Source organism: Spirillospora sp. NPDC048819 (assembly GCF_040650055.1).
GTDB lineage: Bacteria > Actinomycetota > Actinomycetes > Streptosporangiales > Streptosporangiaceae > Spirillospora.
Window position 1 is genome coordinate 238914 of record NZ_JBEZGN010000001.1, and the last position, 26485, is coordinate 265398.

At 72.4% G+C, this 26485-nt stretch carries 26 protein-coding genes; 5 read left to right on the top strand and 21 right to left on the bottom strand.

Annotated elements, in window-relative coordinates:
• The 5 genes from AB0C35_RS01235 to AB0C35_RS01255 form a co-directional block, all read right to left on the bottom strand.
• Window positions 1–360: an NADH-quinone oxidoreductase subunit A gene (locus tag AB0C35_RS01235; RefSeq protein WP_358449158.1), complete on the bottom strand. Its 360-nt coding sequence runs from the start codon at window positions 358–360 to the stop codon at window positions 1–3.
• Between the two features lie 169 nt (window positions 361–529).
• Entirely contained in the window at window positions 530–1786 is a 1257-nt protein-coding gene (locus tag AB0C35_RS01240) for a geranylgeranyl reductase family protein (protein ID WP_358449160.1), read from the bottom strand.
• Window positions 1787–1923: 137 nt separating this feature from the next.
• Window positions 1924–2625, bottom strand: coding sequence for a demethylmenaquinone methyltransferase (locus AB0C35_RS01245; RefSeq protein ID WP_358449162.1), 702 nt, complete (start codon window positions 2623–2625; stop codon window positions 1924–1926).
• Window positions 2626–2836: 211 nt separating this feature from the next.
• Window positions 2837–3076 carry a DUF4229 domain-containing protein gene (locus AB0C35_RS01250; RefSeq protein ID WP_358449164.1) on the bottom strand — a complete coding sequence of 80 codons (240 nt, stop codon included), beginning with the start codon at window positions 3074–3076 and terminating at the stop codon, window positions 2837–2839.
• Between the two features lie 242 nt (window positions 3077–3318).
• Complete coding sequence (locus tag AB0C35_RS01255) at window positions 3319–4269, bottom strand: threonine/serine dehydratase (RefSeq protein ID WP_358449166.1); 951 nt, start codon at window positions 4267–4269, stop codon at window positions 3319–3321.
• Window positions 4270–4516: 247 nt separating this feature from the next.
• Between AB0C35_RS01255 and AB0C35_RS01260 the strand changes: the two genes are divergently transcribed.
• Window positions 4517–4720, top strand: a complete 204-nt coding sequence (locus AB0C35_RS01260; protein ID WP_021593176.1) for a BldC family transcriptional regulator — start codon at window positions 4517–4519, stop codon at window positions 4718–4720.
• Window positions 4721–4826: 106 nt separating this feature from the next.
• Here the strand turns inward: AB0C35_RS01260 and AB0C35_RS01265 are convergent, their stop codons facing one another.
• Together AB0C35_RS01265 and AB0C35_RS01270 are read right to left on the bottom strand one after the other, a co-directional pair.
• The gene (locus tag AB0C35_RS01265) at window positions 4827–5090 is read right to left on the bottom strand and encodes a hypothetical protein (RefSeq protein ID WP_358449168.1); all 264 of its coding nucleotides are present in this window, start codon (window positions 5088–5090) and stop codon (window positions 4827–4829) included.
• 16 nt (window positions 5091–5106) lie between these two features.
• The gene (locus tag AB0C35_RS01270) at window positions 5107–6081 is read right to left on the bottom strand and encodes a hypothetical protein (protein WP_358449170.1); all 975 of its coding nucleotides are present in this window, start codon (window positions 6079–6081) and stop codon (window positions 5107–5109) included.
• 148 nt (window positions 6082–6229) lie between these two features.
• Between AB0C35_RS01270 and AB0C35_RS01275 the strand changes: the two genes are divergently transcribed.
• Window positions 6230–6511 carry a PLDc N-terminal domain-containing protein gene (locus AB0C35_RS01275; protein ID WP_358449172.1) on the top strand — a complete coding sequence of 94 codons (282 nt, stop codon included), beginning with the start codon at window positions 6230–6232 and terminating at the stop codon, window positions 6509–6511.
• Between the two features lie 26 nt (window positions 6512–6537).
• Here AB0C35_RS01275 and ccsB read toward each other — a convergent pair whose 3' ends face one another.
• The 7 genes from ccsB to AB0C35_RS01310 all read right to left on the bottom strand — a co-directional run bounded on the left by ccsB (window position 6538) and on the right by AB0C35_RS01310 (window position 14170).
• Complete coding sequence (gene ccsB, locus AB0C35_RS01280; RefSeq protein WP_358449174.1) at window positions 6538–7536, bottom strand: c-type cytochrome biogenesis protein CcsB; 999 nt, start codon at window positions 7534–7536, stop codon at window positions 6538–6540.
• Window positions 7537–7540: 4 nt separating this feature from the next.
• Complete coding sequence (locus AB0C35_RS01285) at window positions 7541–9241, bottom strand: cytochrome c biogenesis protein ResB (protein ID WP_358449176.1); 1701 nt, start codon at window positions 9239–9241, stop codon at window positions 7541–7543.
• A 1-nt stretch (window position 9242) separates the two neighbouring features.
• Window positions 9243–9986 carry a cytochrome c biogenesis protein CcdA gene (locus tag AB0C35_RS01290; RefSeq protein WP_358449177.1) on the bottom strand — a complete coding sequence of 248 codons (744 nt, stop codon included), beginning with the start codon at window positions 9984–9986 and terminating at the stop codon, window positions 9243–9245.
• Complete coding sequence (locus AB0C35_RS01295; RefSeq protein WP_358449179.1) at window positions 9983–10573, bottom strand: TlpA disulfide reductase family protein; 591 nt, start codon at window positions 10571–10573, stop codon at window positions 9983–9985. Before AB0C35_RS01295 ends, AB0C35_RS01290 begins: the two co-directional genes overlap by 4 nt.
• A 45-nt stretch (window positions 10574–10618) precedes the next feature.
• Complete coding sequence (locus AB0C35_RS01300; RefSeq protein WP_358449181.1) at window positions 10619–11257, bottom strand: histidine phosphatase family protein; 639 nt, start codon at window positions 11255–11257, stop codon at window positions 10619–10621.
• Between the two features lie 63 nt (window positions 11258–11320).
• Window positions 11321–13132, bottom strand: a complete 1812-nt coding sequence (locus AB0C35_RS01305) for a serine/threonine-protein kinase (RefSeq protein ID WP_358449182.1) — start codon at window positions 13130–13132, stop codon at window positions 11321–11323.
• Between the two features lie 111 nt (window positions 13133–13243).
• Window positions 13244–14170 (bottom strand): LysR substrate-binding domain-containing protein, encoded by a 927-nt coding sequence (locus AB0C35_RS01310; protein ID WP_358449184.1) that lies wholly within the window; start codon window positions 14168–14170, stop codon window positions 13244–13246.
• Window positions 14171–14242: 72 nt separating this feature from the next.
• Between AB0C35_RS01310 and AB0C35_RS01315 the strand changes: the two genes are divergently transcribed.
• Window positions 14243–15205, top strand: coding sequence for an EamA family transporter (locus AB0C35_RS01315; protein ID WP_358449186.1), 963 nt, complete (start codon window positions 14243–14245; stop codon window positions 15203–15205).
• A gap of 5 nt (window positions 15206–15210) precedes the next feature.
• Window positions 15211–16083, top strand: coding sequence for a dihydrodipicolinate synthase family protein (locus AB0C35_RS01320; RefSeq protein ID WP_358449188.1), 873 nt, complete (start codon window positions 15211–15213; stop codon window positions 16081–16083).
• A gap of 64 nt (window positions 16084–16147) precedes the next feature.
• On the opposite strand, the gene hemL is transcribed toward AB0C35_RS01320, so the two are convergent.
• On the bottom strand, window positions 16148–17437 hold the full coding sequence (hemL, locus tag AB0C35_RS01325) for a glutamate-1-semialdehyde 2,1-aminomutase (RefSeq protein WP_358449190.1): 1290 nt from the start codon (window positions 17435–17437) through the stop codon (window positions 16148–16150).
• 185 nt (window positions 17438–17622) lie between these two features.
• Here hemL and AB0C35_RS01330 point away from each other — a divergent pair, with 185 nt between their 5' ends.
• Window positions 17623–19338, top strand: coding sequence for a serine/threonine-protein kinase (locus AB0C35_RS01330; protein WP_358449192.1), 1716 nt, complete (start codon window positions 17623–17625; stop codon window positions 19336–19338).
• A gap of 29 nt (window positions 19339–19367) precedes the next feature.
• Here AB0C35_RS01330 and AB0C35_RS01335 read toward each other — a convergent pair whose 3' ends face one another.
• The 6 genes from AB0C35_RS01335 to AB0C35_RS01360 all read right to left on the bottom strand — a co-directional run bounded on the left by AB0C35_RS01335 (window position 19368) and on the right by AB0C35_RS01360 (window position 26383).
• A complete protein-coding gene (locus AB0C35_RS01335; protein ID WP_358449194.1) occupies window positions 19368–20015 on the bottom strand; it encodes a bifunctional DNA primase/polymerase in 648 nt (215 codons plus the stop codon).
• A 192-nt stretch (window positions 20016–20207) separates the two neighbouring features.
• Window positions 20208–21200: a porphobilinogen synthase gene (hemB, locus tag AB0C35_RS01340; protein WP_358449196.1), complete on the bottom strand. Its 993-nt coding sequence runs from the start codon at window positions 21198–21200 to the stop codon at window positions 20208–20210.
• A gap of 68 nt (window positions 21201–21268) precedes the next feature.
• Window positions 21269–22834, bottom strand: coding sequence for a uroporphyrinogen-III synthase (locus AB0C35_RS01345; RefSeq protein ID WP_358449841.1), 1566 nt, complete (start codon window positions 22832–22834; stop codon window positions 21269–21271).
• A 101-nt stretch (window positions 22835–22935) separates the two neighbouring features.
• Window positions 22936–23856 carry a hydroxymethylbilane synthase gene (gene hemC / locus AB0C35_RS01350; RefSeq protein WP_358449198.1) on the bottom strand — a complete coding sequence of 307 codons (921 nt, stop codon included), beginning with the start codon at window positions 23854–23856 and terminating at the stop codon, window positions 22936–22938.
• 61 nt (window positions 23857–23917) lie between these two features.
• Window positions 23918–25573, bottom strand: coding sequence for a glutamyl-tRNA reductase (locus AB0C35_RS01355; protein WP_358449200.1), 1656 nt, complete (start codon window positions 25571–25573; stop codon window positions 23918–23920).
• A 69-nt stretch (window positions 25574–25642) separates the two neighbouring features.
• On the bottom strand, window positions 25643–26383 hold the full coding sequence (locus tag AB0C35_RS01360) for a redox-sensing transcriptional repressor Rex (protein WP_358449202.1): 741 nt from the start codon (window positions 26381–26383) through the stop codon (window positions 25643–25645).
• Window positions 26384–26485: the final 102 nt, after the last annotated feature.

A 26485-nucleotide genomic window follows, 5' to 3' on the forward strand; every position in this document is an offset into this window, starting at 1 on the left:
TCAGTCCCACTCCAGACCGCCGCGCCGCCAGATGTAGGCGTACGCCACGAGAACGGCGACGATGAACAGGACCATCTCGACAAGGGCGAAGAGCCCCATCCGGTCGAACGCGACCGCCCAGGGGTAAAGGAAGATGATCTCAATGTCGAAGACGATGAACAGCATCGCCGTCAGGTAGTACTTGATCGGAAAGCGCCCGCCGCCCACCGGCTGCGGGGTCGGTTCGATGCCGCATTCGTAGGCGTCGAGCCGGGCGCGGTTCCACCGCTTCGGCCCCGTGAGCGAGGCCATCACCACCGAGAAGGCGGCGAAGCCGAAGCCGAGCACACCCAGCACGATGAGCGGAATATAGAGATCCATGCCCCTACGGCCTCTCCTCGGAACGTACGACGTTGTACGGGACGGGCCCGCCGCGGGCCGCAACCCTAGCCAAGGTGATCAATATCGCTCCCCTCAGGGGGTCGGGTCATGCACTTTAGTCCGCTCACCTGCGGAAGCTTGAATCGCACGCGCGCGTTCACAGCGTTGCTCATGCCGCCGGCGCCACCTTCTGCATCGCGTTGATGACGCGGTCCATCGCGTCCCCGCCCTTGGGGTCGGTCAGGTTCGCGAGCAGCTTGAGCGTGAACCGCATCAGCGTGGGGTGGGGCAGGCCGTGCGCGGTGAGGAACTTCATGATGCGCGGGTCGCCGATGGCCTGGACGAACAGCCGGGCCAGGGTGAAGTACCCGCCGTGATCGTCCTTCAGGATGCGCGGGTACTCGTACAGCGTCCGCTCCCGCTGGGCGGGGGTGCGGCGGGCGAGCGCCTGAACCATGATGTCGGCGGCCAGCCGGCCGGACTCCAGCGCGTAGTCGATGCCCTCCCCGTTGAACGGGTTGACCATGCCGCCGGCGTCGCCGACCAGGAGCATCCCGCGGGTGTAGTGCGGCTGCCGGTTGAAGCCCATCGGCAGCGCCGCACCGCGGATCTTCGAGGTCGCGTGGTCCTCGTCGAACTGCCAGTCCTCCGGCATCTGCGCGCACCAGCGCTTCAGCATGCCGCGGTAGTCGACGCTCTGGAACGCCTTGCTGGTGTTGAGGAGCCCGAGCCCGACGTTGGACGTGCCGTCCCCGACGCCGAAGACCCAGCCGTAGCCCGGCAGGAGGCGCTCGCCGTCCCACAGCTCCAGCCACGCCTCCATGTAGTCGTCGTCGTGGCGCGGCGTCTGGAAGTAGCGGCGGACCGCGACGCCCATCGGGCGGTCCTCGCGCCGCCGCAGGCCCATGGCGAGCGACAGCCGGGTCGAGTTGCCGTCGGCCGCGACGACCAGCGGCGCGTGGAACTCGACCTCCTCGCCCTCGTGGTCGGCGGTGACGCCGGTGATGCGGTCGGTGCGCTCGTCCAGGATCGGGCCGGTCACGGTGCAGCCCTGCAGCAGCCGGGCGCCGGCCTTCGCGGCGTGCTCGGCGAGGAGCTGGTCGAAGTCGGTGCGCTTTCGGACGAGACCGAAGTCGGGGAAGCTCGCGAGCTCCGGCCACGGCAGCTCCACCTTGACGCCGCCGCCGTAGATGCGCAGCCCCTTGTTGCGTCCCCAGCCCGGGTCGTTGACGTCGACGCCCATCCCGATGAGGGCGCGGACGGCGCGCGGCGTGAGGCCGTCGCCGCAGATCTTGTCGCGCGGGAAAGTGGTCTTCTCCAGCAGGAACACGTCAAGGCCGGCCTGCGCCAGCCAGTAGGCGGTCGACGATCCGGCGGGGCCTGCCCCGACGACGATGACATCTGCGTGTCGGGCGGAGTCGGTCACGGCGTTCCTCTTCAGCTCGTTCGCTTGTGAAGCACTTCACAAGGATCCGATGGGGAGTCTATTCCTTTATCACGACTGGTGCGTACTTCTGGGCCGGTCCGGGTTTGGATCGGTCCGGACCATCGGCCGCCGACAGGTCATGCCGGATTGACCGCACGGTGCAGCGCGGCCACCCCGAACGTGAGGTCGCGCCAGCGCACACCGTCCCATCCCGCGTCCTGAATCAGCCGCGCCAGCCCCGCCTGATCCGGCCAGGCGAGCGTCGACTCGGCGAGATACCGGTAAGAGTCCGGGTTGGAGCTGACCCGCGCCAGCAGAGGCAGCCCGTACCGGAGATGCGCCTTGTGCCCGAACGCCAGCAGACCGTTCCGCGGATGGCTCACCTCGCAGACCAGCAGCCGCCCGCCGGGCTTGGTGACGCGCCGCAGCTCACGCAGCGCCAGCCCCGTGTCGGCGACGTTGCGAAGCCCGAACGAGATCGTGACGGCGTCGAACGACCCGTCCGCGAACGGCAGCCGGAGCGCGTCCCCCGCGACGAAGCTCAGCCGCCGCACACCCGCCTGGCGCCGCACCCCCACCCGCAGCATCCCGAGCGAGAAGTCGCACGCCACCGTCTCGGCGCCCGCCTCGGCGAACGGCACCGACGACGTACCGGTCCCCGCCGCGAGGTCGAGGACCCGCTCCCCCGGCCCGGCCTCCACCGCCCGCACGACCTCCCGGCGCCAACGCCGATCCTGCCCCCCGGTCATCAGCGTGTTCAGCAGGTCGTACCGCTCAGCGGTGCCGTCGAACATCGCCGCAACGTCGGCGGGCTTCTTGTCAAGAGAGGCGCGGCTCATGAGGTCACCCTATTGCCCAGGGGGGCGACCCCCTGGAACCCCCGTCACGAGCCGGTCGATCCTCACGCCACGGTTCCGCTCAGCTGTGACCCTGCAGCTTTGTGACGTGTCGCTGCGGTCGCCCGGCTCGACGGGCCGTGCGACCTCCGGCGCCCGGGGCGCCTCCGGCCGCACGACCCGTGACCGGTGGCTGGGGCTCAAGCTGGGGCGGTTACGCGTCTTCCTTGGTGACGGACTTCTGGAACTTCGCGCGCTGGGCGCGGGCCCTGGAGACGACGGCCGCGGACATCCGGTCACGTTGACCGGACAGCAGCACGTAGCTGACGACGCCGCTGATCAGCAGCGCCAGCAGCAGGAGCAGGGCACCGCGGGCCCCGAACAGCGCGAGCACCCCCGCGGTCGCCAGGAAGATCACGACCCGCGCGGCGGTGTAAAAGATGATGGAACGCATGGCCCTTCGAGGCTACCTTCACCCCAGACAACCCCAGATGCGACCCCGGCCACCGGTCACGGTTCGGGCGGCTGGAGGCGCCCCAGGCGCCGGAGGTCGCACGAACCGTCGAGCCGGGCGACCGCAGCGACACGACACCGACCCGCACGGTCACGACCACCGCAACCGTGGCGTGAGGATCGACCGGCTCGTGACGGGGGTTCCAGGGGGTCGCCCCCCTGGGAGAAACGCGCCCCCCTGGACTAACAATTGCCGCCGGAGAGGATTGAGACGTAGGTGCGGCCGGTGGGGAGTTCGGCGCGGTGGTAGAGGTAGGCGGCGGTGGCTACGGCGCCGGCGGGTTCGGCGATGAGGCGGGCCTCGCGGGCGAGGCGTCGCATCGTCGTGCGGATCTCGTCCTCGGTGACGGTGATGATGCCGTCCACGTGGGCGCGCATGTGCGCGAAGGGGAGGTCGCCGACCTGTTGTACGCGCAGGGCGTCGGCGATGGTGCGGGCGGTCTGCTCGGCCTCCCAGGCGACGGGACGTCCCGCGGCCATGGAGTCGCGGGCGTCGGCGGCGAGTTCCGGTTCGACGCCGATGACCCTGGCTTCGGGCCGCAGTGCCTTCACGGCGGCGGACACTCCGGCGATCAGGCCGCCGCCGCCGACGGGGACGAGTACGACGTCGACGTCCGGGCGGTCCTGGACGATCTCCATTCCCACGGTGCCCTGGCCGGCGATGACCCGGGCGTCGTCGTAGGGCGGGATCATCGCGAAGCCGTGCGCGTCGGCGAGCTTTCCGGCGGTCTCGGCGCGGGCCTGCGACGTCGGCTCGACGTAGACGATCTCGGCGCCGAGCGCGATGCACGCGTCGACCTTGACGGCCGGGGCCGTGTGCGGCATGACCAGCACGGCCTTGACGTCGAAGGCGCGCGCCGCGTAGGCGACGGCCTGCGCGTGGTTGCCGCTGGAGTGCGTCACCACACCGCGCCGGCGTTCGTCCGGGGGCAGGGACGAGATGGCGGCGTACGCACCGCGCACCTTGAACGCGCCGATCGGCTGCAGCGACTCGGGCTTCACCAGCAGCAACGGCTCTCCGGCGGCGGCGGGCGCGGGGTCGTGGGAGAACCGGACGAGCGGTGTCCGGAGGGCGACGCCCGCGATGCGTTCGGCGGCCGCCTCCATCTCCGGCAGCGATACAAGGTCGGACATGTTCTGGGAGACTACTTCGCGCAGCGGACAGCGGTGGCCCGCGGCCCGTTTCGGACGTGACATGGCAGGTCAAACGGGGTCAACGTGATCTGCGTCACCCATGAGGCGGGCACCGACGGTGATCGCTCCAGTTCGGCGAACTACGGACCGTGATCTTTTCCGAAAACAAGGGAGAAATCGGTCTTGAACCGCCACACTGTTAAACAGTCCACCCGCGCCGAGAGCGGGACAAAGGGGGAGAGAAAACGTGGAGAGCACGAGCGAGCGCCTGCTGACACCAGGAGAGGTCGCCGCCCTCTTCCGGGTCGACCCGAAGACGGTCACCCGGTGGGCCGCCGCGGGCCGGATCAGCAGCATCCGCACTCCCGGAGGCCACCGCCGCTTCCGCGAGTCCGAGGTGCACGCGCTGCTGCGCGGCGAGGAGCCCGTCGCCGAGCATTCGGCCCGCTGACCTGGCCTCAGCCGCCCGGACCGCCGCGCCGTGGTAGTCCCTCGAAGGAATCCCTCGCCCGGGCGGCCGGGGCCTTCTCACTCCCGCCTCCACGCTCGTGCCCGGACTACCCCTGGTCTTCGGCGTCGTCCGCCTTCCACTCCTCGAAACGGCGGAGCAGGTCCGCGTCCTCGTCCCGCCAGCGGCGCCGCCTGTCCTCCAGTTCCTCCTCGGTGAGCGACTCGCGGAGAAGCCGGTCGTAGTCGGGGTCGCCCGGCCCGATCTCGACGTAGGCGTCGGCGATGATCCGTCCTTCGCCCGCCTCGGCGGGTTCGGAGAGAACGCTGTGCGGGACCCGGAGCGTGCCATCGGGGAGCCGGATCACGTACATCCTCGATCACCCTCTCCTAGATCCCGTACCTGCGGTTGAAGAAGAGCATGACCTCCAGGGCCGTCCGGATGTTGCCGGCGAGCATATCCACGAGGGCCGGGCGCTGCCGGGAGGAGATCGCGGCGAACGCGTCGGCGAAGAACTCGCGGCGGCCGAGCGCGTCGGGCTGGCGGTGGAAGTCGCTCGCGAGATGCGGCCGGCACTCCTCGTACAGCTTGCGGAAGGCGGGACTGTCGGACGTCCACTCGCCGTCGTCGCCGTCGATGTCGTCCAGCGCGTGCCCGACCTCGTGCAGCATCACGTCCGGTGTCGGGGACGGCCGGTCGCCCACGACGATCTTGCGGTCGCCGTACGCGCCGGCGCAGATGTCCCAGGTGGCGCGGCCGGACGGGAGCGGCCGGTCGCGCAGGTGGCCCATGTCGTCGAGCTGCGGGACGCCGCCCGGCCCCACGTAGATGCCGTCGAGCCCGCCGGCGAGCTTCTCCTTCAGCCGCTCGGGCAGCGACGCCAGGCTGTCCACGGCCCCGATCACCTCGGGTGTCGGCGGCCCCTCCCGGACGTCCCACTGCCGGTAGAGGATGCCCTCCAGGGCACCGCAGTTGCGGCGGCCGTCGGCGGCGTGCGGCATGCCGGGCGGGTACGGCTCCACGCGCAGCCGGTCGTCCTCCAGCTCGAAGTCGCTCCACGAGTAGTCGCCGGACCGCGGCCGCCCGTGCCTGCGTCGCCCGAGTCTGCCCGTGAGCCCGGCCACCGCGTCCCCGCCGTCCACGCCGGGACGGTCCGTGCCCGGCCCGAGCGCGTAGTCGTCGTCGCGGCCGGCCTTGCGGAACCGCCCGAACCTGTCGCGCGGCTGGTTGCTCCGCGGCCGCACCTGCCCCGAGTCGGGCGGCGACGGGGAGTACGCGGCCTCGTCCCTGCGGCGCTGCCCGCCACGGAGCGACTCCCGGTTCCGCAGCTCCCGGGGCTTGCGATGGACGCCTTTGAAGCGCATCAGGCTCCTCTGTCGACGGGGCCCACGGGGGGTTCACGAGCAACGCTCATCGAGTCCGTTGACGGACAGGGCCCCGCAGGAAGGGTAAGCCGGAACCCGACTTGGCGTCATCCCCACGAGTCACGGATACCCTTTTATCGTGACAAACGTGCTGGTTACGCTGTTTTTGCTTGGGATCTGGATCTACTGCCTGCTGGACGTCCTCCGGACCGACGCGTCCGAGTTGCGGCACCTGTCCAAGCGGGGATGGTTCGCGGTCGCCTTCTTCGGCTTCCTCATCGGCTCGGTGCTGTGGCTGCTGGACGGCCGTCCCCGCCACGGCGCGGCGGTCTTCGGCTCGCGGATGGCGGCCGACGGGCCGATCGGCCCGGACGACGACCCGGCGTTCCTGCGCGATCTGGAACGCCGGCTCCGCGACGAGGAAACCTGACGGGCGCTTCTGCGCGTGCGTCCGCCTTACGCGTAGGAGTGCAGGCCCGAGAACAGGTAGTTCACGCCGAAGAAGTTGAACATCAGCGCGGCGAACGCGAGCAGCGAGAGGATCGCGGCCTTGCGGCCCTTCCAGCCGGCCGTCGCGCGGGCGTGCAGGTAGGCGGCGTAGATGATCCACGTGACGAAGGACCAGACCTCCTTCGGGTCCCAGCCCCAGTAGCGGCCCCACGCCTGGTCGGCCCAGATGGCGCCCATGATGATGGCGGCCGTCCAGATCGGGAACGCGAACATCGTGACCCGCATCGCGAGGCGGTCCAGGCTCTCGGCCGACGGCATGCGGGACAGGACGCCGCCGTCGGCGACTGCGCCGCGCGCCTCCATGCGAGCCTTCACCAGGTACAGGATCGTGGCGGCGCCCGCGACGGTGAACGCGCCCGTCGCGATGATCGCGGCGGAGACGTGGATGGCGATCCAGTACGAGTTCAGCGCCGGGGTGACCGGGCCGACCGAGTCGTACAGCCAGATGTTCGCCACGCCCAGGGCGACGACGGCGGCGGCCATGACGAAGGAACCGAGGAAACGCGCCTTGTAGCGGTACATCACGACCATGAACGCGGTGACGGCGGCGAACGCGATGGCGGTGAGGAACTCGTACATGTTCCCCCACGGCCACCGGCTCGCGGCCAGCCCGCGGGTCACCATGACACCGAGGTGCGCGCCCCAGCCCAGCACGTTCAGCAGGACCGCGAGGCGGACCCAGTCGAGCTGTGGACGTTCGCCTCCGTCCTCGGCGTCCTCGGCGGGCGCGTCCGCGGCCGCGCCGGCGTCCTCGGCCTGGGCGCCGGCGGTGCCCACCAGGACCTTCGCCTCCGCCTTCTCCAGCGCCGCCTCCGACGCCGTCTCCGGCGCCGCGCGGCGGCCGAAGCCGAGGTCGATGGCGTAGGCGGCCAGCGCGATGACGTACATCACCACGGTGGTCAGCATGAGCTTGTCGCTCAGGTTCGCGAGGTCGGCGTTGCTCACCGCGTCACTCCTTCGATTCGGTCGCCGGCCCGGATTCCGGGTCAACGGGGGGCTCGCTGTCGGGTCCCTGGCTCTCGGGTCCCTTGCCGTCGGGCCCCTCGTCGCCGGGCCCGTCCTCCGGACCGCGCAGCGCGGTCACGATCTCGTCGAACTCCGCGGTCGGGCTCCCCAGCGTGAGACCGCCGACCTCGACCACCGTACGCCCGCCCTCCGCGGCGCTCGCACGGACCCACACCCTGCGCCGCCGGACCATGAACGACGCCACCACGCCCAGCACCGCGAGGATGGCGGCGATCAGCGCGGGGACGCGTCCCGGGTCGTGGTTGACCGACAGGGTGACGTACTCCTCCAGCCCGTCGAACGTGACCGACCCGGCGCCGCCGGGCAGTTCGAACGTCTCCCCCGGCTCCAGCAGCTTCTGGCCGTCCTTGACGGGGTGGAGCTTCTCGCCGACGCCTTCCAGCTTGTAGACCGACTGGGGGGTGCCGGAGTCCAGGCCGATGTCGCCCTTGAACGCGGTGATCGTGACGACGGGGCGGAGCGGCGCCGGGAACCCGGAGACGATCTGCTTGCCGTCCTGGCTGGCCATCGCCGTCGGCCACAGGATCGCGTAGAAGGCGAGCTGGTCGGGCTGGGCGTCGGGGGCCTTGATGACGCCCTCGGACGTCAGGTTCGCCTGCTGCATCTCCAGGAACGGCACCGAGTCCTTGAACGCGACGTCGCCGTTGGCGTCCCGGACGGTGAAGACCGGTGCGTAGCCGTGGCCGAGCAGGTACACCTTCGCTCCGCCGACGCTCAGCGGATGGTTCATCCTCAGGTCGTACGGCTTCTCCGCGGCGTCCGGGGCGGGCCGGTAGCGGATGTCGGCGTTGAAGTCGGTGGCCTGGCCGCGTTTGTCGCCCTCGGTCTGGTACTCGGCCTTGAAGTCGTCCAGGGTGACGGTGAACGGGGCGAGGTCCCCGTCGCCGAACGCCCGTCCCGGCGAGAACTTGTCGTAGCGGCTCAGCGAGTTGGCGAACGTGTTGCCCTCGGTCAGCAGCACGTTGCCCTGGTAGCCGAACAGGTTCCCGAGGCCGAGCGCGAACAGCAGCCCCAGCAGCGCCAGGTGGAAGAGCAGGTTGCCGGTCTCGCCCAGGTAGCCCTTCTCGGCGGACGCGGCGCCGCCGGAGACGTCCACGCGGAACCGCCGCCCGCGCAGCACCTGGCGCGCCTCGGCGAGGACGTCCTCCGGCGAAGCGTCCGTCTCGTACTTCGCGGACTGCGGCAGCCGCGCCAGGTTCCGGGGCGCCGCGGGCGGCCGGGCCCGCATCGACCGGTAGTGCTTGACCGCGCGGGGGACGACGCAGCCGGCGAGGGAGACGAACAGCAGGATGTAGATCGCCGCGAACCAGGGCGCGGCGAACACGTCGAACATCGACGCCCGGTCCAGCCACGGCCCGAGCGTCGTGTGCTCCTCGAGGTAGACCGCTACCTTCTCCGGCGCCTGCCCCCGCTGGGGCAGGATCGATCCGGGCACCGCGCCGAGCGCGACCAGGAACAGCAGGATCAGCGCGGTGCGCATCGTGGTGAGCTGGCGCCAGCCCCATCGCAGCCAGCCGATCGGGCCGAGGCCGACCCGGCCGGGCGCCTCGCCGGGCGCCTGCCGCGCGGCGGGCGCCAGGGTGCCCGATTCCGCGTCCTTCACGTCGTCCTGGATGTCAGTCATCTCAAATCACCGGTTGGAAGCCGTTGATCCACGACTTGAGCTGGATGTTCAGGTCACCCCACAGGCCGCTGACCAGCAGCACCCCGATGAGGACGAGCATCCCCCCGCCGATCCGCATGACCAGGGGGTAGTGGCGCTTCACGGCGTCGAACGCGCCGAGCACCCGGCGGTAGGCGATCGCCGCGGCCACGAACGGCAGCCCGAGGCCGAGGCAGTACGCCAGCGACAGTAGTGCGCCGCGCCCCGCGCTCGCCTCCGTGACGGCGAGGCTCTGCACGACGCCGAGCGTCGGGCCGATGCACGGCGTCCAGCCGAGTCCGAACAGGACGCCGAGGAGCGGCGCGCCCGCGAGGCCGGCCGCCGGCAGCCGCCCCGACTTCATCGTGCGCTGCAGACCGGGGATGAACCCCATGAACGCGAGGCCGAACAGGATCGTGACGACGCCGAGGACGCGGGTGATCGGGTCCTGGTACTCCAGCAGCCACCGGCCGAGCCCGCCGAAGACGACGCCGTAGCTGACGAACACGACGCTGAAGCCCGCGATGAACAGCAGGACGCCGGCGAGCAGCCGCCCCCGCCGCTGCTCCGCCAGCTCCACGCCGGACATGCCCGTCACGTACGACAGGTAGCCGGGCACCAGCGGCAGGACGCACGGCGAGGCGAACGAGACGAGCCCGGCGAGGGCCGCCAGCGGCGCCGCCGCCACCAGCGACCCGCTGACGACCGTCTCGTTGAGTGAGCTCACTTTTCTGAGGAGACCTCGGCGACCAGTGGATTCAGCTTGGAGTAGGTCGTCGCGCCGATGATGCGGGCGGCGACGCGGCCCTGCCGGTCGAGGACCAGCGTGCTCGGGATCGCGCTGGGCGGCACCTCGCGGAAGGCCAGCGTGACCTGGCCGTCGGCGTCGGACAGGCTCGGGTAGGTGATCTTGAACTTGCGCTCGAACGCCTCGGCGTTGGCCTTGGAGTCCTTGAAGTTGACGCCGAGGAACTCGACGCCCTTGTCCTTGTTCTCGGTGTAGACGTGCTGGAGGGACGGGGCCTCGCCGCGGCAGGGCGCGCACCACGACGCCCAGAAGTTCACGACCACGACCTTGCCCTGGAAGTCGGCGAGCTTGAACGGCTTGCCGTCCAGCAGTTCGCCGGTGACGCCCTGGACGCTCGGGCGGTCGGCGGGCTTGTACTCGGTGACGTTTCCGTCGCCGGAGATGAACCGGTTGGCGTCGCCGCCCTGCCCGTCCTCCGAGGCGCTGGTCCCGGCGCAGCCGGCCAGCAGGCCGCAGAGCGCGACGGCAGCGGCGGCGGCGCGCAGAGGGGAGATTCGGGGGCTCAACGGACCCTCCTACTACAAGACGTAGTACACAACGTACCGGTGCGGTCAGGCACCCGCGACACTGGGGCCCTTCGCCATCCCCGCGGCGGGCTCGCTGTAGGCGACCTCCACCAGCCTGCTGCCGTCGAAGGTCAGGCTCGTCACGCTGGCCAGCGAGCACTCGCGCTTGTGCGGCAGATGCCAGAGGCGGCGCCGCTCGGCGTGCAGCCGCAGGATCCAGACGGGCAACTGGTGGCTGACGCACACGGCCTCGTGCCCCCGCGCCGTCTCCCGCGCCCTGATGACGGCGGCGCGCATCCGGGCGGCGAGCGCCCGGTACGGCTCGCCCCAGGACGGCCGGAACGGGTTGCGCAGGTGGTACCAGTGCTCCGGGCGGCGCAGCGAACCGGCCCCGGCCCCGAACGTCAGCCCCTCGAAGTGGTTGTCGGCCTCGATCAGACGATCGTCCACCGTCACGGGGAGGTCGAACACGTCGGCGAGCGGTGCGGCCGTCTCCAGCGCCCGCTGCATCGGCGAGGAGAACAGCGCGGTGACGTCCCGGTCGGCGAACCATTTGGCGGCGGCCTTCGCCATGAGGACACCGTCCTCGCTGAGGCGGTATCCGGGCAGCCGCCCGTACAGGATGCCCTCGGGATTGTGCACCTCACCGTGCCGCAGCAGGTGAACGATCGTCTTTTCAGTCATTGCGAGGTCAGGGTACCTTCGTCGCCCCGTACCCCGGCCCACCGCCCGCCCCTGGGGCGCGGCTCAGCGGCGGGCGGAGGCGACGAACGCCGCGATGCGCTCGGCGGCGCGGTCGAGGTCGGCCTTGCCGATCCCGGCGTCCTCCAGGGACTGGACGTACCAGTACGTCAGCGCGGCGGTGCAGATGCCGGCGTTCGCCGCCGGGGCGGTGCAGCTGATCGGCGATGCGACGCCCTGCGAGCTGAGGGTGGCCAGCCGCACCGTCACGTAGGGCGACGGGGGCGGCCGCTGCCCGTCCTGCGGGTCGGACGAGAGCATCGCCAGCACGCCGGGCGCCCCCGTCGGAAGGTCCTCGCGCGTGGACAGGGTCGAGGTGCAGCCACCGCCCTGGGCCCTTTCCCGGTCCGCCTGCGGGGAGTCCGGGAAGTACTGGCAGAGCTGGGTCGCGATCCCTCCGATCGACGCCTGCCACAACTGGGTGATCAAGGCCGTCTGGACGTTCCCCGCCGTGTTGACGCCCGCGTTCGCGCCGACCGACCCCTCGCACGGCACCTCGGACGGGCCGATCATCAGCCCCTGGCCGGTGCGGTACACGGCCGTGTTCTCCGGCAGTTCGACCTGGGTGGGCAGCGTCACCCGCGCGGGCTCCGCCGACGGCGTGATCGGCTGGCCGCCGGGTCCGAGCGTGACGCACGCCCGCACGTCCGCCACGGTCGCGGCGGCCCTCGTCGTCACCGCGGCGGTGGGTCGCGGCTCCGGGTCGTCCTTGGTGACCTGCTGGACCCCGATCGCGGCGGCGCCGACGGCCACGACCGTCCCGACCGCGGCGGCGGTGAGGCCGGCGCCACCGCCGAAGAACGCCTTCACCGCCGAGCCCCCCGCGACCTTGCCCGCCGTGGCTGCGTGCCCTGCCGCCTGGCCCGCCGCCTGCGCGGTGCCCTGGGCCGCGGCCATCCCGGTCGCGGACGCCGCGCCGGGCATCGCCCAGGCGGCGAGCGGGAAGAGCGCGGCGAGGGCGACGGCCGCCCCGGACAGCGCGCGGACGCCCCGCGCCTCCCAGTCCTGCCCGTAGGTCTCCCGGGCGGCGCGTTCGAGGTCGTCCACGAACGCGGCGGCGCTCTCCGGGCGGTCCTCCGGCGCCTTGGCCATGCCCCGGGTCACCAGCGGCCGCAGCGGCTCGGGCACCGCCTCGGCCGGGACGGCGCCGGTCAGGTGGGCCCGCATCAGCTCGGCGCGGCCGCCCGAGTAGGGCCGCCTGCCGCTGACGCACTCGACGAACACGCAGGTGGCCGCGTACACGTCGGACGCCGGGGTGGCGACGTGCCGGTTCCACTGCTCCGGCGCCATGTAGTACGGGGTGCCCGCGCCGCCCGCCTCACGCCCGGCCGGGGTCGCGATGCCGAAGTCGACGAGCCGGCTCCGCCCGTCCGCCGGGACGACGACGTTGGCGGGTTTGTAGTCGCGGTGGACGACGCCGACCGCGTGCGCGGCGGCCAGGCCCAGCAGCGAGCCCTTGAGGACGGTCAGGGCCGCCTCCGGCGCGAGTGCCCCGTGCCGTTCCAGCAGTTCCTTGAGGGAGACGCCGTCGACGGCCTCCATGACGATGGCGGCGGTCCCCGGCCCCTCGATGAGCTGGAAGAGGCGGGCGACGTGCGGGCTTCCGGCCTGACCGAGCATCACGGCCTCGTGCCGCAGCCGTTCCCGGTCGGCCTCGTCCGCCGCGGTCGCCAGGTACTTGATCGCGACCGGCGTGCCCGACCGCTCGTGCCGGGCGAGCACCACCCGCCCCTGGGCGCCCGCACCGAGCTCCCGCACCTCCGCGAACCCGTCGACCCGCCACTGCGCGGCGTCCCAAGCGAACCCGTCTTCGGCCAATCCGTCCTCCGCCCGGCTCGTGATCGCGAAGAACCTACCGAATCACGTTCACCTGCGGCGAACCGGCTTGGAACCATCCAAAAAGGACGGCGACGCGAAGGGGCGGCGGCCTCAGGCCGGGGCGGGGGCGCGCGCGGGCACGTCGGCGGGGACGGCGGCGCGCAGCGCGGTGACGGCGGCGCGGATCGCGGGACGGCGGGCGGCCTCCTCGCGCCAGACCGCGTAGACGCGGCGCGACAGCGGGGCGTCCATCGGGACGACCGCCACGCCGGGCGGCACGTCGCAGCGGCCGAGGCGCGGCAGGATCGTGTTGCCGAGCCCGGCGGCGACGAGGGAGAGCTGCGTGGCGAACTCGTAGGCCATGTGGGCGATGTCGGGTTCGCTGTCGATGGCGCGGAGCGTGCGCAGGAGCCAGCCGCAGCAGATGCTGTCCGGCGACGAGCTGATCCACGGGTCGCCCGCCAGCTCCCTGAGGTCGATCGTGTCGCGGCCCGCGAGGGCGTGGCCCTCCGGCAGCGCCACGTCGGCGATGTCGTCGCAGATGACGCCCTTGTGCAGGCCCTCGGGCAGCGGGAGCGGCTCGTTGTTCCAGTCCTGGACGACGGCCATGTCGAGGTCGCCGCGCAGCACGAGCGGCATGCTGCGCATCGGGTCCTCCTCGCTGAGCTGGACGCGCAGGTCGGGGTGGTCGGCGCGGAGCGAACGCAGCGCGGCGGGCATGAGCCCGCGCACCGCGGTGGGGAAGGCGGCGACGGTGAGCCGCCCGACGACGGAGCCGCGGTGCGCCTCCAGGTCTGCCTGCGCCTGCTCGACGAGGGACAGGATCCGCTCGGCGTGGGCGACGAGGAGTTCGGCGGCGTCGGTGAGGCGGACGCCGCGGCCGTTGCGTTCGAGGAGCTTCTGGCCGGTCTCCCGCTCCAGCTTGGCGAGCTGCTGGGAGACGGCGGATGTCGTGACGTGCAGGACGTCCGCGGCGGCGCTGACCGAGCCGTAGGTCGCGACCGAGTGCAGCGCGCGCAGCCGTTCGAGATCAAGCATGAAGCAATACTAAAACGAAGTTTCAAGAAGTTCTCGCTTGTCCTAAATCAAGCGTGTGGCGACGATCGGGGGATGAGATCACGCCACGTCGCGCTGGCCACCCTGATCGCCGCGCTGTGGGGGTTCAACTTCGTCCCGATCAGGGTGGCGCTGGACGACTTCCCGCCGCTGCTGATGGCCGCGCTGCGGTTCGCGGCCGCGGCGGTCCCGGCCGTGTTCTTCGTCCGGCGGCCGCCGGTGCCGGCGCGCTGGCTCGTGCTGGTCGGCGTCCCGCTCGGCGTGGGGCAGTTCGGGCTGCTGTTCCTCGGCATGCACATGGGGATGCCCGCCGGGCTGGCGTCGGTCGTCCTGCAGGTCCAGGCGATCTTCACGGCGCTGTTCGCGGGCCTGCTGCTGCGCGAGCGCCTGAACGCCCGGCAGATCGCCGGGATGGTCGTCGCGTTCGCCGGCGTCACGCTCATCGGCGTGGCCCAGGCCGAGGGCGGGAGCCCGGTGGGGGCGTTCCTGGTCTGCCTGGTCGCCGCGGCGAGCTGGGGCCTGGCGAACGTGGCGATGCGGCGGATGAACCAGGCCGCCCGCGGGCCGGTCGACGCGTTCGGGTTCATCGTGTGGGTGTCGCTGGTGCCGCCGCTCCCGCTGCTCGCCCTCTCTCTGGTCTTCGAGGGGCCAGGGGCCGTACCGGAGGCGGCGCGCAACCTGTCGTTCGCCGGGGTCGCGTCGATGGCGTTCATCGCCTACGTCTCGACGCTCTGCTGCTTCGGCGCGTGGGGCTGGCTGATGCGCCGGTACGAGGCCAGCACGGTCGCCATGTACTCGCTGCTCGTCCCGCCGTTCGGGCTCGCCTCGGCGGTCGTCCTGCTGGGCGAGCGCGTGGACGCGACGCGCCTCGCCGGCGCCGCGCTGATCATCGCGGGCGTCGCCGCCGGCAGCATCCGCCTCCGGTCGCGCGTCGCCGCCGCTCCGCCCGCCGTCCCCGTCGACATCCGCCCTGACGAAATCCGCCCCGTCGATATCCGCGCTGCCGAAACCAGGTGAAACCCATGCACGGGATCCACGCTTCACTCGTGACGCCGTTCACCCGCTCCGGCGACGTGGACGCCAAGTCGCTCGAACGGCTCGCCGTCCACTGCCTGGGCAACGGCGCGGACGGGCTGGTCGCGCTGGGCACGACCGGCGAGGCGGCCATGCTGAGCCCGGACGAGCAGCGGACGGTGCTGGAGGTGTGCCGCGCCGTCTCCGACGAGCACGGGACACCGCTGACCGTCGGCGCCGGGACGATGGGCACCGCGGACTCCGTCCGGCAGGCCCGCGAACGCGCCCCGCTGGCCGACGCGCTGCTCGTCGTCGTCCCGTACTACCTGCGTCCGTCGGACGACGCCGTCATCGACCACTTCGCGGCGATCGGCGCCGCCGTGGACGTCCCGCTCCTGCCGTACAACATCCCGTACCGGACGGGGAAGCACCTGCCGGCCGGCACCCTCGTCCGGCTGCTGTCCCTCGACTGCGTCGCCGGCATGAAGCACTGCGCGGGCGCCATCGACCACGACACCCTCGGCATGCTGGCGGCGGGCACCGGTAAGGCGATCCTCTCGGGGGACGACGCGTACATCTACCCGATGCTCCAGCTCGGCGCGTCCGGCGGGATCGCCGCATGCGCCTGCCTCGCGCCCGCCGCCTACGCCGCGATGGCGGGCGCGGCACGCGACGGCGACGCGGCGCACGGGCTGAGGCTCCACAACGCGCTGTTCCCGATGACGGAGGCGCTGTTCAGCGAACCGGCACCGGCCGTCCTCAAGGCGTGCCTCGCCGAGGAGGGGCTGATCGACGAGCCCGCGGTGCGCGCTCCGCTGCGCGCACCGCGTCCCGAATCGGTCGCCGCGGCCCTCGCCGCCTATCGGGCCCTGCCCATCTGAGGGCCTGCCCATCCGACGGCCTGCCCGTCCAGGCCCGTAGAACGACGCCAGAGCGCTTCTAGGGCTACGCCTGGGCTGCGGCTCGGGCTGCATGCGGAAGGGCGTCCAGAACGCGTCCCAGAGCCTCCTCGTCATGCGCGGACGACAGGAACCACACCTCGTACGCCGACGGCGGCAGATACACGCCCCGTTCCAGGGCGGCGTGGAAGAACGCGGCGTACGCCTTGGCGTCCTGGCGCTGCGCGGCGGCGAAGTCGCCCACCTGCCCGTCGCTGAAGAACACCGAGAACAGGTTGCCCGCGTTCTGCACCGAGTGGGGGACGCCCTCGCGCTCCAGCGCCTCGGACGCCGCCCGCGACACGATCTCCGCCGATCTGTCGATCGCCGCGTACACCTCGGCGGTGGCGTTCCGCAGCGTGGCGAGCCCGGCGGCCGTGGCGAGCGGGTTCCCCGACAGGGTGCCCGCCTGGTAGACGGGACCGGCGGGGGCGAGATGGTCCATGACGTCGGCGCGTCCGCCGAACGCGGCGGCGGGCAGCCCGCCGCCCATCACCTTCCCGAACGTCATCAGGTCGCCCGCGACGCCCTCGATCCCGAACCAGCCGGACGCCGACGCGCGGAACCCGGTGAGGACCTCGTCGATGACCAGCAGCGCGCCGTACCGCTCGCACAGCCGCTTCAGCAGCGCGTTGAAGGCGGGCAGCGGCGGGACCACGCCCATGTTGCACGGCACGGCCTCGGTGATGACGCACGCGATGTCGGTGCCGTGCTCGTCGAACGCCGTCTCCACCGCCGCGACGTCGTTGTACGGCAGGATCAGCGTGTCGGCGGTGGCCGCACCCGTCACGCCCGGGGTGTCGGGCAGGCCGAACGTGGCGACGCCCGACCCCGCCGCGGCGAGCAGCGAGTCGACGTGGCCGTGGTAGCAGCCCGCGAACTTCACGATCTTGGCTCGTCCGGTGAAGCCGCGCGCCAGCCGGATCGCCGACATCGTCGCCTCGGTCCCCGAGTTGACGAGCCGGACCTTCTCCACCGGCGTCCGGGACACGATCTCCTCGGCGAGCTCCACCTCCCCCGGCGTCGGCGCCCCGTAGGACGTGCCGCGGCCCGCCGCGTCCCGCACCGCCTCGACGACGGCCGGATGCGCGTGCCCGAGGATCATCGGCCCCCACGAGCACACCAGGTCGACGTACTCGCCGCCGTCGGCGTCCGTCAGGTACGGCCCGCGCGCCGACACCATGAAACGGGGCGTCCCGCCGACGGCCCCGAACGCCCGGACCGGCGAGTTCACGCCCCCGGGGACGAGTGCGGCGGCACGGTCGAACAACTGCTGGGAGCGATCGATACCAGTCACGGAAGCAGTCTCTCAGTTGCAGTTCGGCGACTTGCCTTGACCTCGCACGGTACGGGCCGATATTCCACCAAGTACGACATCGGCGCCCTGTCACTCACAGGTTCACTCGCGTGGTCTCGGGCGCCTCCCTGACTCACCGGCTGTACGCACCGGCCGAACTTCATTTGACAGGCCGTATCGGAGGGATGGCTTTCAACGTGGTTGACGGCTGGACGGTCCCGGGCTTCACCCACGACCGGGATCTGGGCGGCGGCGCCTCAGGCCGGGTGATGCTGGCGACCGATGACCTGACAAGCACCAAGGTCGCGATCAAGTACCTCGCCGGCGCGCTCGGCGCCGACGAGGCGTTCCTCGCGCGGTTCCGCGCGTCCGCGCGACGCCTTTCGCAGCTCGAGGATCCCAACGTGGTCGACTTGTACGACTTCGTGGAGGCCCCGGAGGGCGCCGCGATCGTCATGCAGTACGCCGAGGGCGTCAGCCTGCGGCGGATGCTGGCCGCGCAGGGCCCCACCGGCCCGCTGGCGGCCCTGTCGATGCTCGGCGGGACGCTCCTCGGGCTCGCGGCGGCGCACGAGAACGGCATCGTCCACGGCGCGATGCGCCCGGCGAACATCCTCGTGGACGGGGACGGCAACGCGCGCCTCACCGACTTCGCGACGTCCCCGGCGGGGACGGAGGCGCAGTCCGGGCCGCCGTACGCGGCGCCCGAACTGTGGGACGGCGTGCCCGCCACCGTCGCCACCGACCTGTACGCCGCCACGGCGATCTTCTACGAGTGCCTCACCGGGCGGCCCCCGTACGCGGGGCGGAACATGGCGCGGCTGCACCGCGAGGCGCCGGTCCCCGCCGACGAGGTGCCCGGGCCGCTGCGCGGCCTGATCCACCAGGGCCTCGCGAAGGACCCGGCCCAGCGGCCGCAGACCGTCGCCGACTTCCTCGCCGCCCTGGAGGACGCGGCCGTCTCCGCGTACGGCCCGTCCTGGGAGGCGCAGGGCCGCGGACGGCTCACCGAGCTCGCCGCGCAGGCCGCCCTGCACCCCGAGCCGCCGAAGCCGAAGCAGTCCCGCAGCAGCGGCCTCAACCCGATCGTCGCCGGCAAGCAGGCGGGCGGCGGCGGGGGGCGGACGCGCTGGGTCCTCGCCGCCGTCGCGGTCCTGGTGGTCGCGGGCGCCGGCGCGAGCGCCATGACGCTGCTGAAGGGGGACGAGAAGCCGCCGCCCGACCCGGCGCCGGCGCAGAGCAGCACACCGCAGCCCACACTGCCCGTCGGCGGTGTGGACCCGAGGCCTCTCGTCGCGCAGATCGACCAGGCCGTCGCCCAGGCCCCCGGCGCCGCGTTCAGCTACTGGCAGTCGGGCTGCTGCGGCTTCCCCGCGAGCGCCAAGGGGACGTTCGGCCTGGTGCAGGGCGGACAGCCGTCCTACTCCCTGACGCTGGCGGGGGCGGGCGCCGCCCGCAAGCCGGTGCGCGCCGTCATCGTCCAGGACCGGCTCTACATGCGCGTGGGCAAGAAGTGGAAGTCGGCGGCCCTCGGCGGAAACGGCTACCCGGCGGCGGCCGACCAGGTGCGCATGGGCAGCTCCATCACGAACCTGACGACGCTGCTGCAGTCGGCGACGAAGCTGACCAAGTCGCCGCCGACCGAGTCGGGAACGATCTACGAGGGTGAGGCCCCGGCCGCGAAACTGGCGCAGACGCCCGGCATCGGCCAGATGTACGCGCAGATGGCCCAGGCGACCGGCGTGCAGCAGATCGCCTTCGCCATCAAACTCGACGCCGGCTACCGGCCCACGAAGTTCTGGGTCCGCGCCGGGCCCGAGAACGGCCGGAAGCAGAAGATCAGCGGCTCGTACACCAAGTGGGGCAAGAAGCCGCCGATCCACGCCCCGCGGGCGGCGTGACCGCGCGGCCTGACTCTGCCGCTTCCTGACTATGCCGCTTCGCAGCTGTCGGCGAGGACTTCCAGAAGGCGCAGCGGGTCGGGCAGGGGGCCGCGGGCGGGCGGCCTCAGCCAGGTGACCTCTCGGCCGTACGGCAGGAGGGACGGCGGCGCGACGACGTAGCTGTCGCGGCAGTGCCACCGCATGCCGGGCGTCTCGGCGACGTCCTCCGGCAGGGTGTCGAGGTGGCAGGACCACCATTCGTCCTCGTCGACGGGCGCGCCTCGGGTCGCGACGAAGAACAGGTGCCGGTCGCCGCCGACGGACGCGACCGGCCCGACGGGCAGCTCGCCGGAGGCGATCCGGTCGAGCGCGATGGTGCCCGCGGCGGCCGGGACGTCGAACACGTCGAAGACACGCCCGGTCGGCAGGATGATGTTGGCCCGGGGACGTTTGGACCACCAGCGCTCGATGGTGTCGCCGTCCACGCTGGCCTGGTGCGCCCAGGCCGCGGACACCGGATGCGCGGCCGGGTCGGGGCACCCGATCCGGTCGCACGAACAGGCCCGGTCACCGCCGCCGCCGGGGGGATGCGCGCCCGGAAAGCACGGCCAGCCCAGGCCGGCGTACCGCCGCGCCGCAGAGGCCATCCTGTCGCGTGCCGCCTTCTGCCGCCTGCTCCCCGACACCACCAGCATCTCCGCCCCCAAATACCCAAGGTCGAACGTGGGTTCTTGACTAACGATGATGCCCGGCGCGCAAACACCCGGACACGGCAACCCCCGGAAACGACCCCAAGTGACTAGGGAGTGTCCTAGGACGCCCGAGTCAGGGCGGCACCCGTGTGCCAGACGGCGTGTGTCAGACGGCGTGTGCCGGGGCGGCGTGTGTCAGGACAGGCGGCGCGCGACCTCGGTGGCCCAGTACGTCAGCGCGATGTCCGCGCCGGCGCGGCGGATGGACAGCAGGGACTCCATGATCGTCCGTTCGCGGTCGATCCAGCCCTTCTCCGCGGCGGCCTCGATCATCGCGTACTCGCCGCTCACCTGGTAGGCGGCGACGGGGACCTGCACGGCGTCGCGGACGCGGCGGACGATGTCGAGGTAGGCGCCGGCGGGCTTCACCATGACCATGTCGGCGCCCTCGTCGAGGTCGAGGAGCACCTCGCGCAGCGACTCGTCGGCGTTCGCCGGGTCCTGCTGGTGCGTGGAGCGGTCGCCGAACTGCGGGGCGCACTCGGCGGCCTCCCGGAACGGGCCGTAGTACGCCGAGGCGTACTTCACCGAGTACCCCATGATCGCGACGTCCGGGTGGCCGGCGCCGTCGAGCGCCGCGCGGATCGCGGCGACCTGGCCGTCCATCATGCCGCTCGGGCCGACGACCGCCGAGCCCGCCTCGGCCTGCGCGACGGCGATCGAGGCGTACCGCTCCAGGGTCGCGTCGTTGTCTATCTCCCCGTCCTCACCCGAGCCGGTGAGGACGCCGCAGTGCCCGTGGTCGGTGTACTCGTCCAGGCACAGATCCGTCATGATCACGGTCGAGTCGCCCAGGTCGGCGTTCAGGTCGCGCAGCGCGAGCTGGACGATGCCGTCCGGGTCGTCGGCGGCGGAGCCCACGCCGTCCTTCACCGCGGGGACGCCGAACAGGATGATGCCGCCGACCCCCGCCTCGGCCGCCTCCTGCGCGGCCTTGCGGAGGCTGTCGCGGGTGTGCTGGAACACGCCCGGCATGGACGACACGGGCTGCGGCTCGGCGATGCCCTCTTTCACGAACATCGGCAGAACCAGGTCGGCGGGGCTGAGCCGCGTCTCGGCCACCATCCGGCGCAGGGCGGGCGTGCGGCGCAGCCGCCGCGGCCGGGCGACGGGGAACTGAGCGGACATGATCCTTCTTTCCGGGTCGGTCTACGCCGCGCGGACACGGCCCCCGGTGAGCCGCGCCGGCGGCGGCATCACCTGCGGCGCCGGGCCCCCCGACGCATCTGGCTGGGCTTGCGGAGCGGATCCCCCGCCTCGATCTGGGCCGCCCTCCGCTTGGCACCGTACTCCGCGAGCGCCTCCGCGAGAGCCGATACCGAGGGCTTGTCCGCCATGACGTCGACGCGCAGCCCGTACTCCTGCGCCGTCTTCGCCGTCTGCGGGCCGATCACGGCGATCACCGTCACGTTGTGCGGCTTGCCGGCGATCCCGATCAGGTTCTTCACCGTGGACGACGAGGTGAACAGCACGGCGTCGAACCCGCCGCCCTTGATCGCCTCGCGGATCGGCGCGGGCGGCGGCGCGGCCCGGACCGTCCGGTAGGCGGTGACGTCCTCGCACTCCCAGCCCAGCTCGGTCAGCCTGGCGATGAGCACGTCGGTGGCGATGTCGGCGCGCGGCAGTAGCACCCGGTTGATCGGGTCGAGGTCCTCGTCGTAGGGCGGCCACTCGCGCGCCAGGCCCTCCCCGGACTGCTCGCCGGACGGCGTCAGGTCGGGCTGGATGCCGAACTCGACCAGCGCGGCGGCGGTCTGCTCGCCGACGGCGGCGACCTTCAGCCCGGCGAACGCGCGGGCGTCGAGGCCGTAGTCGACGAACTTCTCCCGGACGGCCTTGACGGCGTTGGTGGAGGTGAACACCACCCACTCGTACCGTCCGGTGACCAGGCCCTTGACGGCACGGTCCATCTGCTGCGGGGTGCGCGGCGGCTCCACGGAGATCGTCGGGACCTCGTCGGGGACGGCGCCGTACCCGCGCAGCTGGTCCGACAGCGACGCGGCCTGCTCCTTCGTGCGCGGCACGAGGACCCGCCAGCCGAACAGCGCCTTCGTCTCGAACCAGGACAGCTTGTCGCGCCACCCGACCACGTCGCCGACGATGATCAGGGCGGGCGCCTCCATGCCCTTGGCCGCGGACGCCAGCTTCTGCAGCGTCGACACGACGGTCTCCTGCTCGGTGGTCGTGCCGAGGCTCGTCATCGCGGCGGGGGTGGAGTCGGGACGTCCCGCGGCGACCAGGCCCTTGCAGACCTCCGCCACCGCGCCCTCCGCGCCGATGATCACCAGGGTGACGTCCCGGGCGGCGAACCGCTCCCAGTCGACGCCGCCCTCGGAGGCGTCCACGACCCGGACCTCGCGGTGCTCGGCGTCGGTCAGCGGGATGCCTGCGTACCCGGGCACGCCCGTCACCGCGGACACGCCCGGCACGACCTCGAACGGCACACCGGCCTTGGCGAGCGCGCCGCCCTCGGCGGCCAGCCCGCACGACATGCCGGGGTCACCGCTCAGCAGCCGGACGACCCGCCGCCCCGCCTTCGCGGCCCGGGTGGCGAGCCGGACGGGGTCGCCCTCCGCCGAGTCGATGATCTCCACGTCGGGACGGCAGTGGGACAGGATCTCGTCCGGGCAGTGCGCCCGGCTCACGATCACCGTGTCGGCGCGTTCCAGTTCGGCGGCGGCGCGCAGGGTCAGCAGACCCGGGTCGCCCGGCCCCATCCCGACGATCGAGACGGTGCCGGGGCCGGCCGCGGCGCCGGGCACCGCCCGCTCGGCGGCTCCCGGGCCGGTGCCGCTCTCGGCCCGCACGGGCCGGGCGGGCGTGCTCTTCGTACTCTCGGCGGCGCTGCTCTTCGCGGCGGGGCTCAATCGCGCTCCCCCATCAACTGGTCGGCCCCCTGCGCGAGCAGCCGGTCCGCGAGGTCGCGTCCGATCTGCTCGGCGGCATCCGGGTGGCCGCTTGCGGACAGCCTGATCTGGCGGCTTCCGTCGATCGCCGCGACGGTCGCAGTCAGATGCAGCTTTTCATCTACTTCGGCAGCGTATGTTCCCACGGGCGCGGAGCAACCCGCCTCCAGGACGGCCAGCACGGTCCGCTCGGCGGTGACGGCCCGCCTGGTCGCGGCGTCGTTGACCGTTCCAAGAAGTTCGAGGAGGTCGGCCCTGTCGGCGTGACATTCCAGCGCCAGCGAGCCCTGCCCGGGGGCGGGCAGCATCTGGTCGGGGTCGAAGACCTCGCCGACCGCCGCCAGCCTGCCGATCCGCTTCAGGCCCGCGTGGGCGAGAACCACGGCGTCCAGCTCGCCGTCGGTGACCTTGCGGAGCCGGGTGTCGGCGTTGCCGCGGATCGGGACGATCTCCAGGTCGGGACGCAGCGCGCGCAACTGGGCGACCCGGCGCGGCGAACCGGTGCCGATGCGCGCCCCGCGCGGCAGGTCGGCGAGCTTCGCCGGGCCGCACAGCGCGTCGCGGGGGTCGTCGCGCAGCGGGGTCGCGGCGAGGGCGATACCCGGCGTCTCGGACGTCGGCAGGTCCTTCAGCGAGTGCACGGCGAAGTCCACCTCGCCGGACAGGATCTTGTCGCGAAGCGCGTTGACGAAGACCCCCGTCCCGCCGATCTGGGCGAGCAGGGCCTTGGAAACATCACCCTGGGTGGTTACCCCGACCAGCTCGACGGCATGCCCCGTCAGCTGCGTCAACGCGTCCGCGACCCGTTGCGACTGGGTCGTCGCCATCAGGCTCTTGCGGGTACCGAGCCGCAGCGGCCCCCCGCCTGGAGTGCTCAATCCCGTGCTCAATCCCCTGCTCCGCTCGGCTCCGGGCGGGCGGCCTCCCGGCCCCCCGCGCTCACGTCACGTCTCCTTCGCGCCCGGCGACGGCGTCGCGGGCGCTGACCGCCCGGACGCTCGCGGCCTGCGCGTTCACCGTCTCCGCGGGAACGCCCCGCACATCCGTGCTCTGTGTCTCGTGCGCCTGGACGTCCTGCACGCTGATCTCGCCCACGCCGACTTCGTTCACGCCGGCCTCGCTCACGCCGACCTCGCTCATCGCGGCCTTGCTCGCACCGGCCTCGTTCACACCCACGCCCCGCGCGCCCTCGGCGGGCGACGGGATGCTCACGCAGTCGGCCTCGGCGCAGCCCGGGTCCACCTCGGGGGCGGAACCGTTCCACGCAACCGGGGCGACCGGCTCCTCCTCGCGCATGTCGGCGCGGGCCACGGCCTCGGGGGCCTTCGGGTCCAGGTCGAACAGCTCGCGCAGCGCGTCGGCGTAGGAATCGCCGCCCGGCGCCGCCGCCAGCTCCTTCACCCGGACGGTCGGCGCGTGCAGCAGCTTGTCCACCACGCGCCGGACCGTCTGGTCGATCTCCTTGCGGACCCGGTCGTCCATCTCGGGGAGCCGCCCGGCCAGCCGGTTCAGCTCCGCCCGCACGACCTCCGCGGCCTTGCTGCGCAGCGCGACGACGGTCGGGGCGACGGCGGCGGCGCGGGCGGCGGACAGGAACGCCTCGACCTCCTCGCACACGATCCGCCGGGCGGCGTCGACGGCCTCCGGCCCGATGGCCTCCGCCGCCTCCTGCGCGGTCCGCAGATCGTCCAGCCCGGCCAGTTCGACGCCCGGCAGGTCGCCCGCGGCCCGGTCGACGTCGTGCGGCAGCGCCAGGTCGAGGAAGAACCTCCTGCGTCCGTCGGAGCCGACGCCGCGCGCGGCGAGCCGCGCCGCCGTCATGACCAGACCGGCCGCGCCGGTGCACGACACCACCAGGTCGGCCTCGGCGATCTCGGCGTCCAGCCTCGCGAGCTCGATGGCCCGGGACGGCGCCTCCAGCGACTCCGCCAGCCGCACCGCCCGCTCGTGGGTGCGGTTCGCGACCACGATCTCCCGGACCCCGGACCGGCTCAGCGTCGCCGCCGCCAGGGAGCTCATCGAGCCGGCGCCGACGACCAGCGCGCGGACCCCGGCCAGCGGCCCGAGATGCCGGGCGGCGACCTCCAGGCCCACGCTCACCAGCGACGCGCCCGCCTTGTCGATGCCGGTCTCATGGTGGGCGCGCTTGCCCACCCGCAGCGACTGCTGCAGGACGTCGTGCAGGTCGCGGCCGAGGGTGCCCTCCTCCTGGGCGAGCCGGAACGCCTGCCGGATCTGCCCGAGGATCTGGCCCTCGCCGACGACCATCGACTCCAGGCCGCACGCCACCGCGAACACGTGCTGGACGGCCCGTTCCTCATAGTGCACGTACAGGTGCCGCGACAGGTCGTCCATCGGGATGCCGGAGTGCAGGGCCAGCAGCTCGGAGATCGCCGAGACGCCGCCGTGGAACTTGTCGACCACCGCGTAGATCTCGACGCGGTTGCACGTCGAGACGATGGCGGCCTCGGCGACGTTCGCGGACTCGTGCACCGCGTGCAGCAGCTTGACCAGGTCGTCCCCGGCCACCGCCGCCCGTTCCAGCACCGTCACGGGCGCGCTCCGGTGACTGAGCCCCACGACCAGAATGCTCATATGGCCTCTCCCGCGTCTCCCTGGTTTCCCGCGTCTCCCGGTCGGACTGCCGCGATCATGCCGTCCCGATCATGCCTCTACAGTCTCTACGTACTGCGTCGTCCCGGGAGGCGCGTCACCCGCGGCCAGGGGGGCGAGGCCGTCCGGCCCCCCGGCCTTGCGCTGCTCGTGGAACGCGAGGATCTGCAGCTCGATCGACAGGTCGACCTTGCGCACGTCGACCCCGTCGGGCACCGAGAGCACCACGGGCGCGAAGTTCAGGACGCTGGTCACACCCGCGGCCACCACGCGATCGCACACCCCCTGGGCCGCGCCCGCGGGCGTCGCGATCACGGCGATGGACACGCCGTGGCCCGCGATGATGTCCTCCAGCCGGTCAGTGTTCTGCACCGTCATCCCGGAGATCTCCTGGCCGACGATGGACTCGTCCGCGTCGAGCAGGCCCGCCACGCGGAAGCCGCGGGACGCGAAACCGCCGTAGCCGGCCAACGCACGGCCCAGGTTACCGACCCCGATGATGGCGACCACCCAGTCCTGGGTGAGCCCGAGTTCGCGGGAGATCTGGTAGACGAGGTACTCCACCTCGTACCCGACGCCGCGCGTCCCATACGAGCCCAGGTGGGACAGGTCCTTGCGGAGCTTGGCCGAGTTGACGCCGGCGGCCGCGGCCAGTTCCTCCGACGACACGGTCGAGACGCCGCGCTCCTGCAGCGCGGTCAGCGCCCGCAGGTACACCGGAAGTCTCGCCACGGTGGCTTCGGGGATGCCGCGCCCTGCACGGTCGCGCTGTCGATTCTGTCGAGGTGTCACGGCCTGCTCTTCGGGCTCGACGCTGGTACGGGGTCACGCCGACCCCTGGCTCCGGTGGTCGCGGGGGCGGGAAGCGGCCTCACGGCCGCGACCTGACCGCCC

Coding starts and splice junctions, on each gene's coding strand:
- AB0C35_RS01235 (WP_358449158.1), bottom strand. CDS start 360: ATGGATCTCTATATTCCGCTCATCGTGCTGGGTGTGCTCGGCTTCGGC.
- AB0C35_RS01245 (WP_358449162.1), bottom strand. CDS start 2,625: ATGAGCCGCGCCTCTCTTGACAAGAAGCCCGCCGACGTTGCGGCGATG.
- AB0C35_RS01250 (WP_358449164.1), bottom strand. CDS start 3,076: ATGCGTTCCATCATCTTTTACACCGCCGCGCGGGTCGTGATCTTCCTG.
- AB0C35_RS01255 (WP_358449166.1), bottom strand. CDS start 4,269: ATGTCCGACCTTGTATCGCTGCCGGAGATGGAGGCGGCCGCCGAACGC.
- AB0C35_RS01265 (WP_358449168.1), bottom strand. CDS start 5,090: ATGTACGTGATCCGGCTCCCCGATGGCACGCTCCGGGTCCCGCACAGC.
- AB0C35_RS01270 (WP_358449170.1), bottom strand. CDS start 6,081: ATGCGCTTCAAAGGCGTCCATCGCAAGCCCCGGGAGCTGCGGAACCGG.
- AB0C35_RS01285 (WP_358449176.1), bottom strand. CDS start 9,241: ATGACTGACATCCAGGACGACGTGAAGGACGCGGAATCGGGCACCCTG.
- AB0C35_RS01300 (WP_358449181.1), bottom strand. CDS start 11,257: ATGACTGAAAAGACGATCGTTCACCTGCTGCGGCACGGTGAGGTGCAC.
- AB0C35_RS01310 (WP_358449184.1), bottom strand. CDS start 14,170: ATGCTTGATCTCGAACGGCTGCGCGCGCTGCACTCGGTCGCGACCTAC.
- AB0C35_RS01315 (WP_358449186.1), top strand. CDS start 14,243: ATGAGATCACGCCACGTCGCGCTGGCCACCCTGATCGCCGCGCTGTGG.
- AB0C35_RS01320 (WP_358449188.1), top strand. CDS start 15,211: ATGCACGGGATCCACGCTTCACTCGTGACGCCGTTCACCCGCTCCGGC.
- AB0C35_RS01330 (WP_358449192.1), top strand. CDS start 17,623: ATGGCTTTCAACGTGGTTGACGGCTGGACGGTCCCGGGCTTCACCCAC.
- AB0C35_RS01335 (WP_358449194.1), bottom strand. CDS start 20,015: ATGCTGGTGGTGTCGGGGAGCAGGCGGCAGAAGGCGGCACGCGACAGG.
- hemB (WP_358449196.1), bottom strand. CDS start 21,200: ATGTCCGCTCAGTTCCCCGTCGCCCGGCCGCGGCGGCTGCGCCGCACG.
- AB0C35_RS01355 (WP_358449200.1), bottom strand. CDS start 25,573: ATGAGCATTCTGGTCGTGGGGCTCAGTCACCGGAGCGCGCCCGTGACG.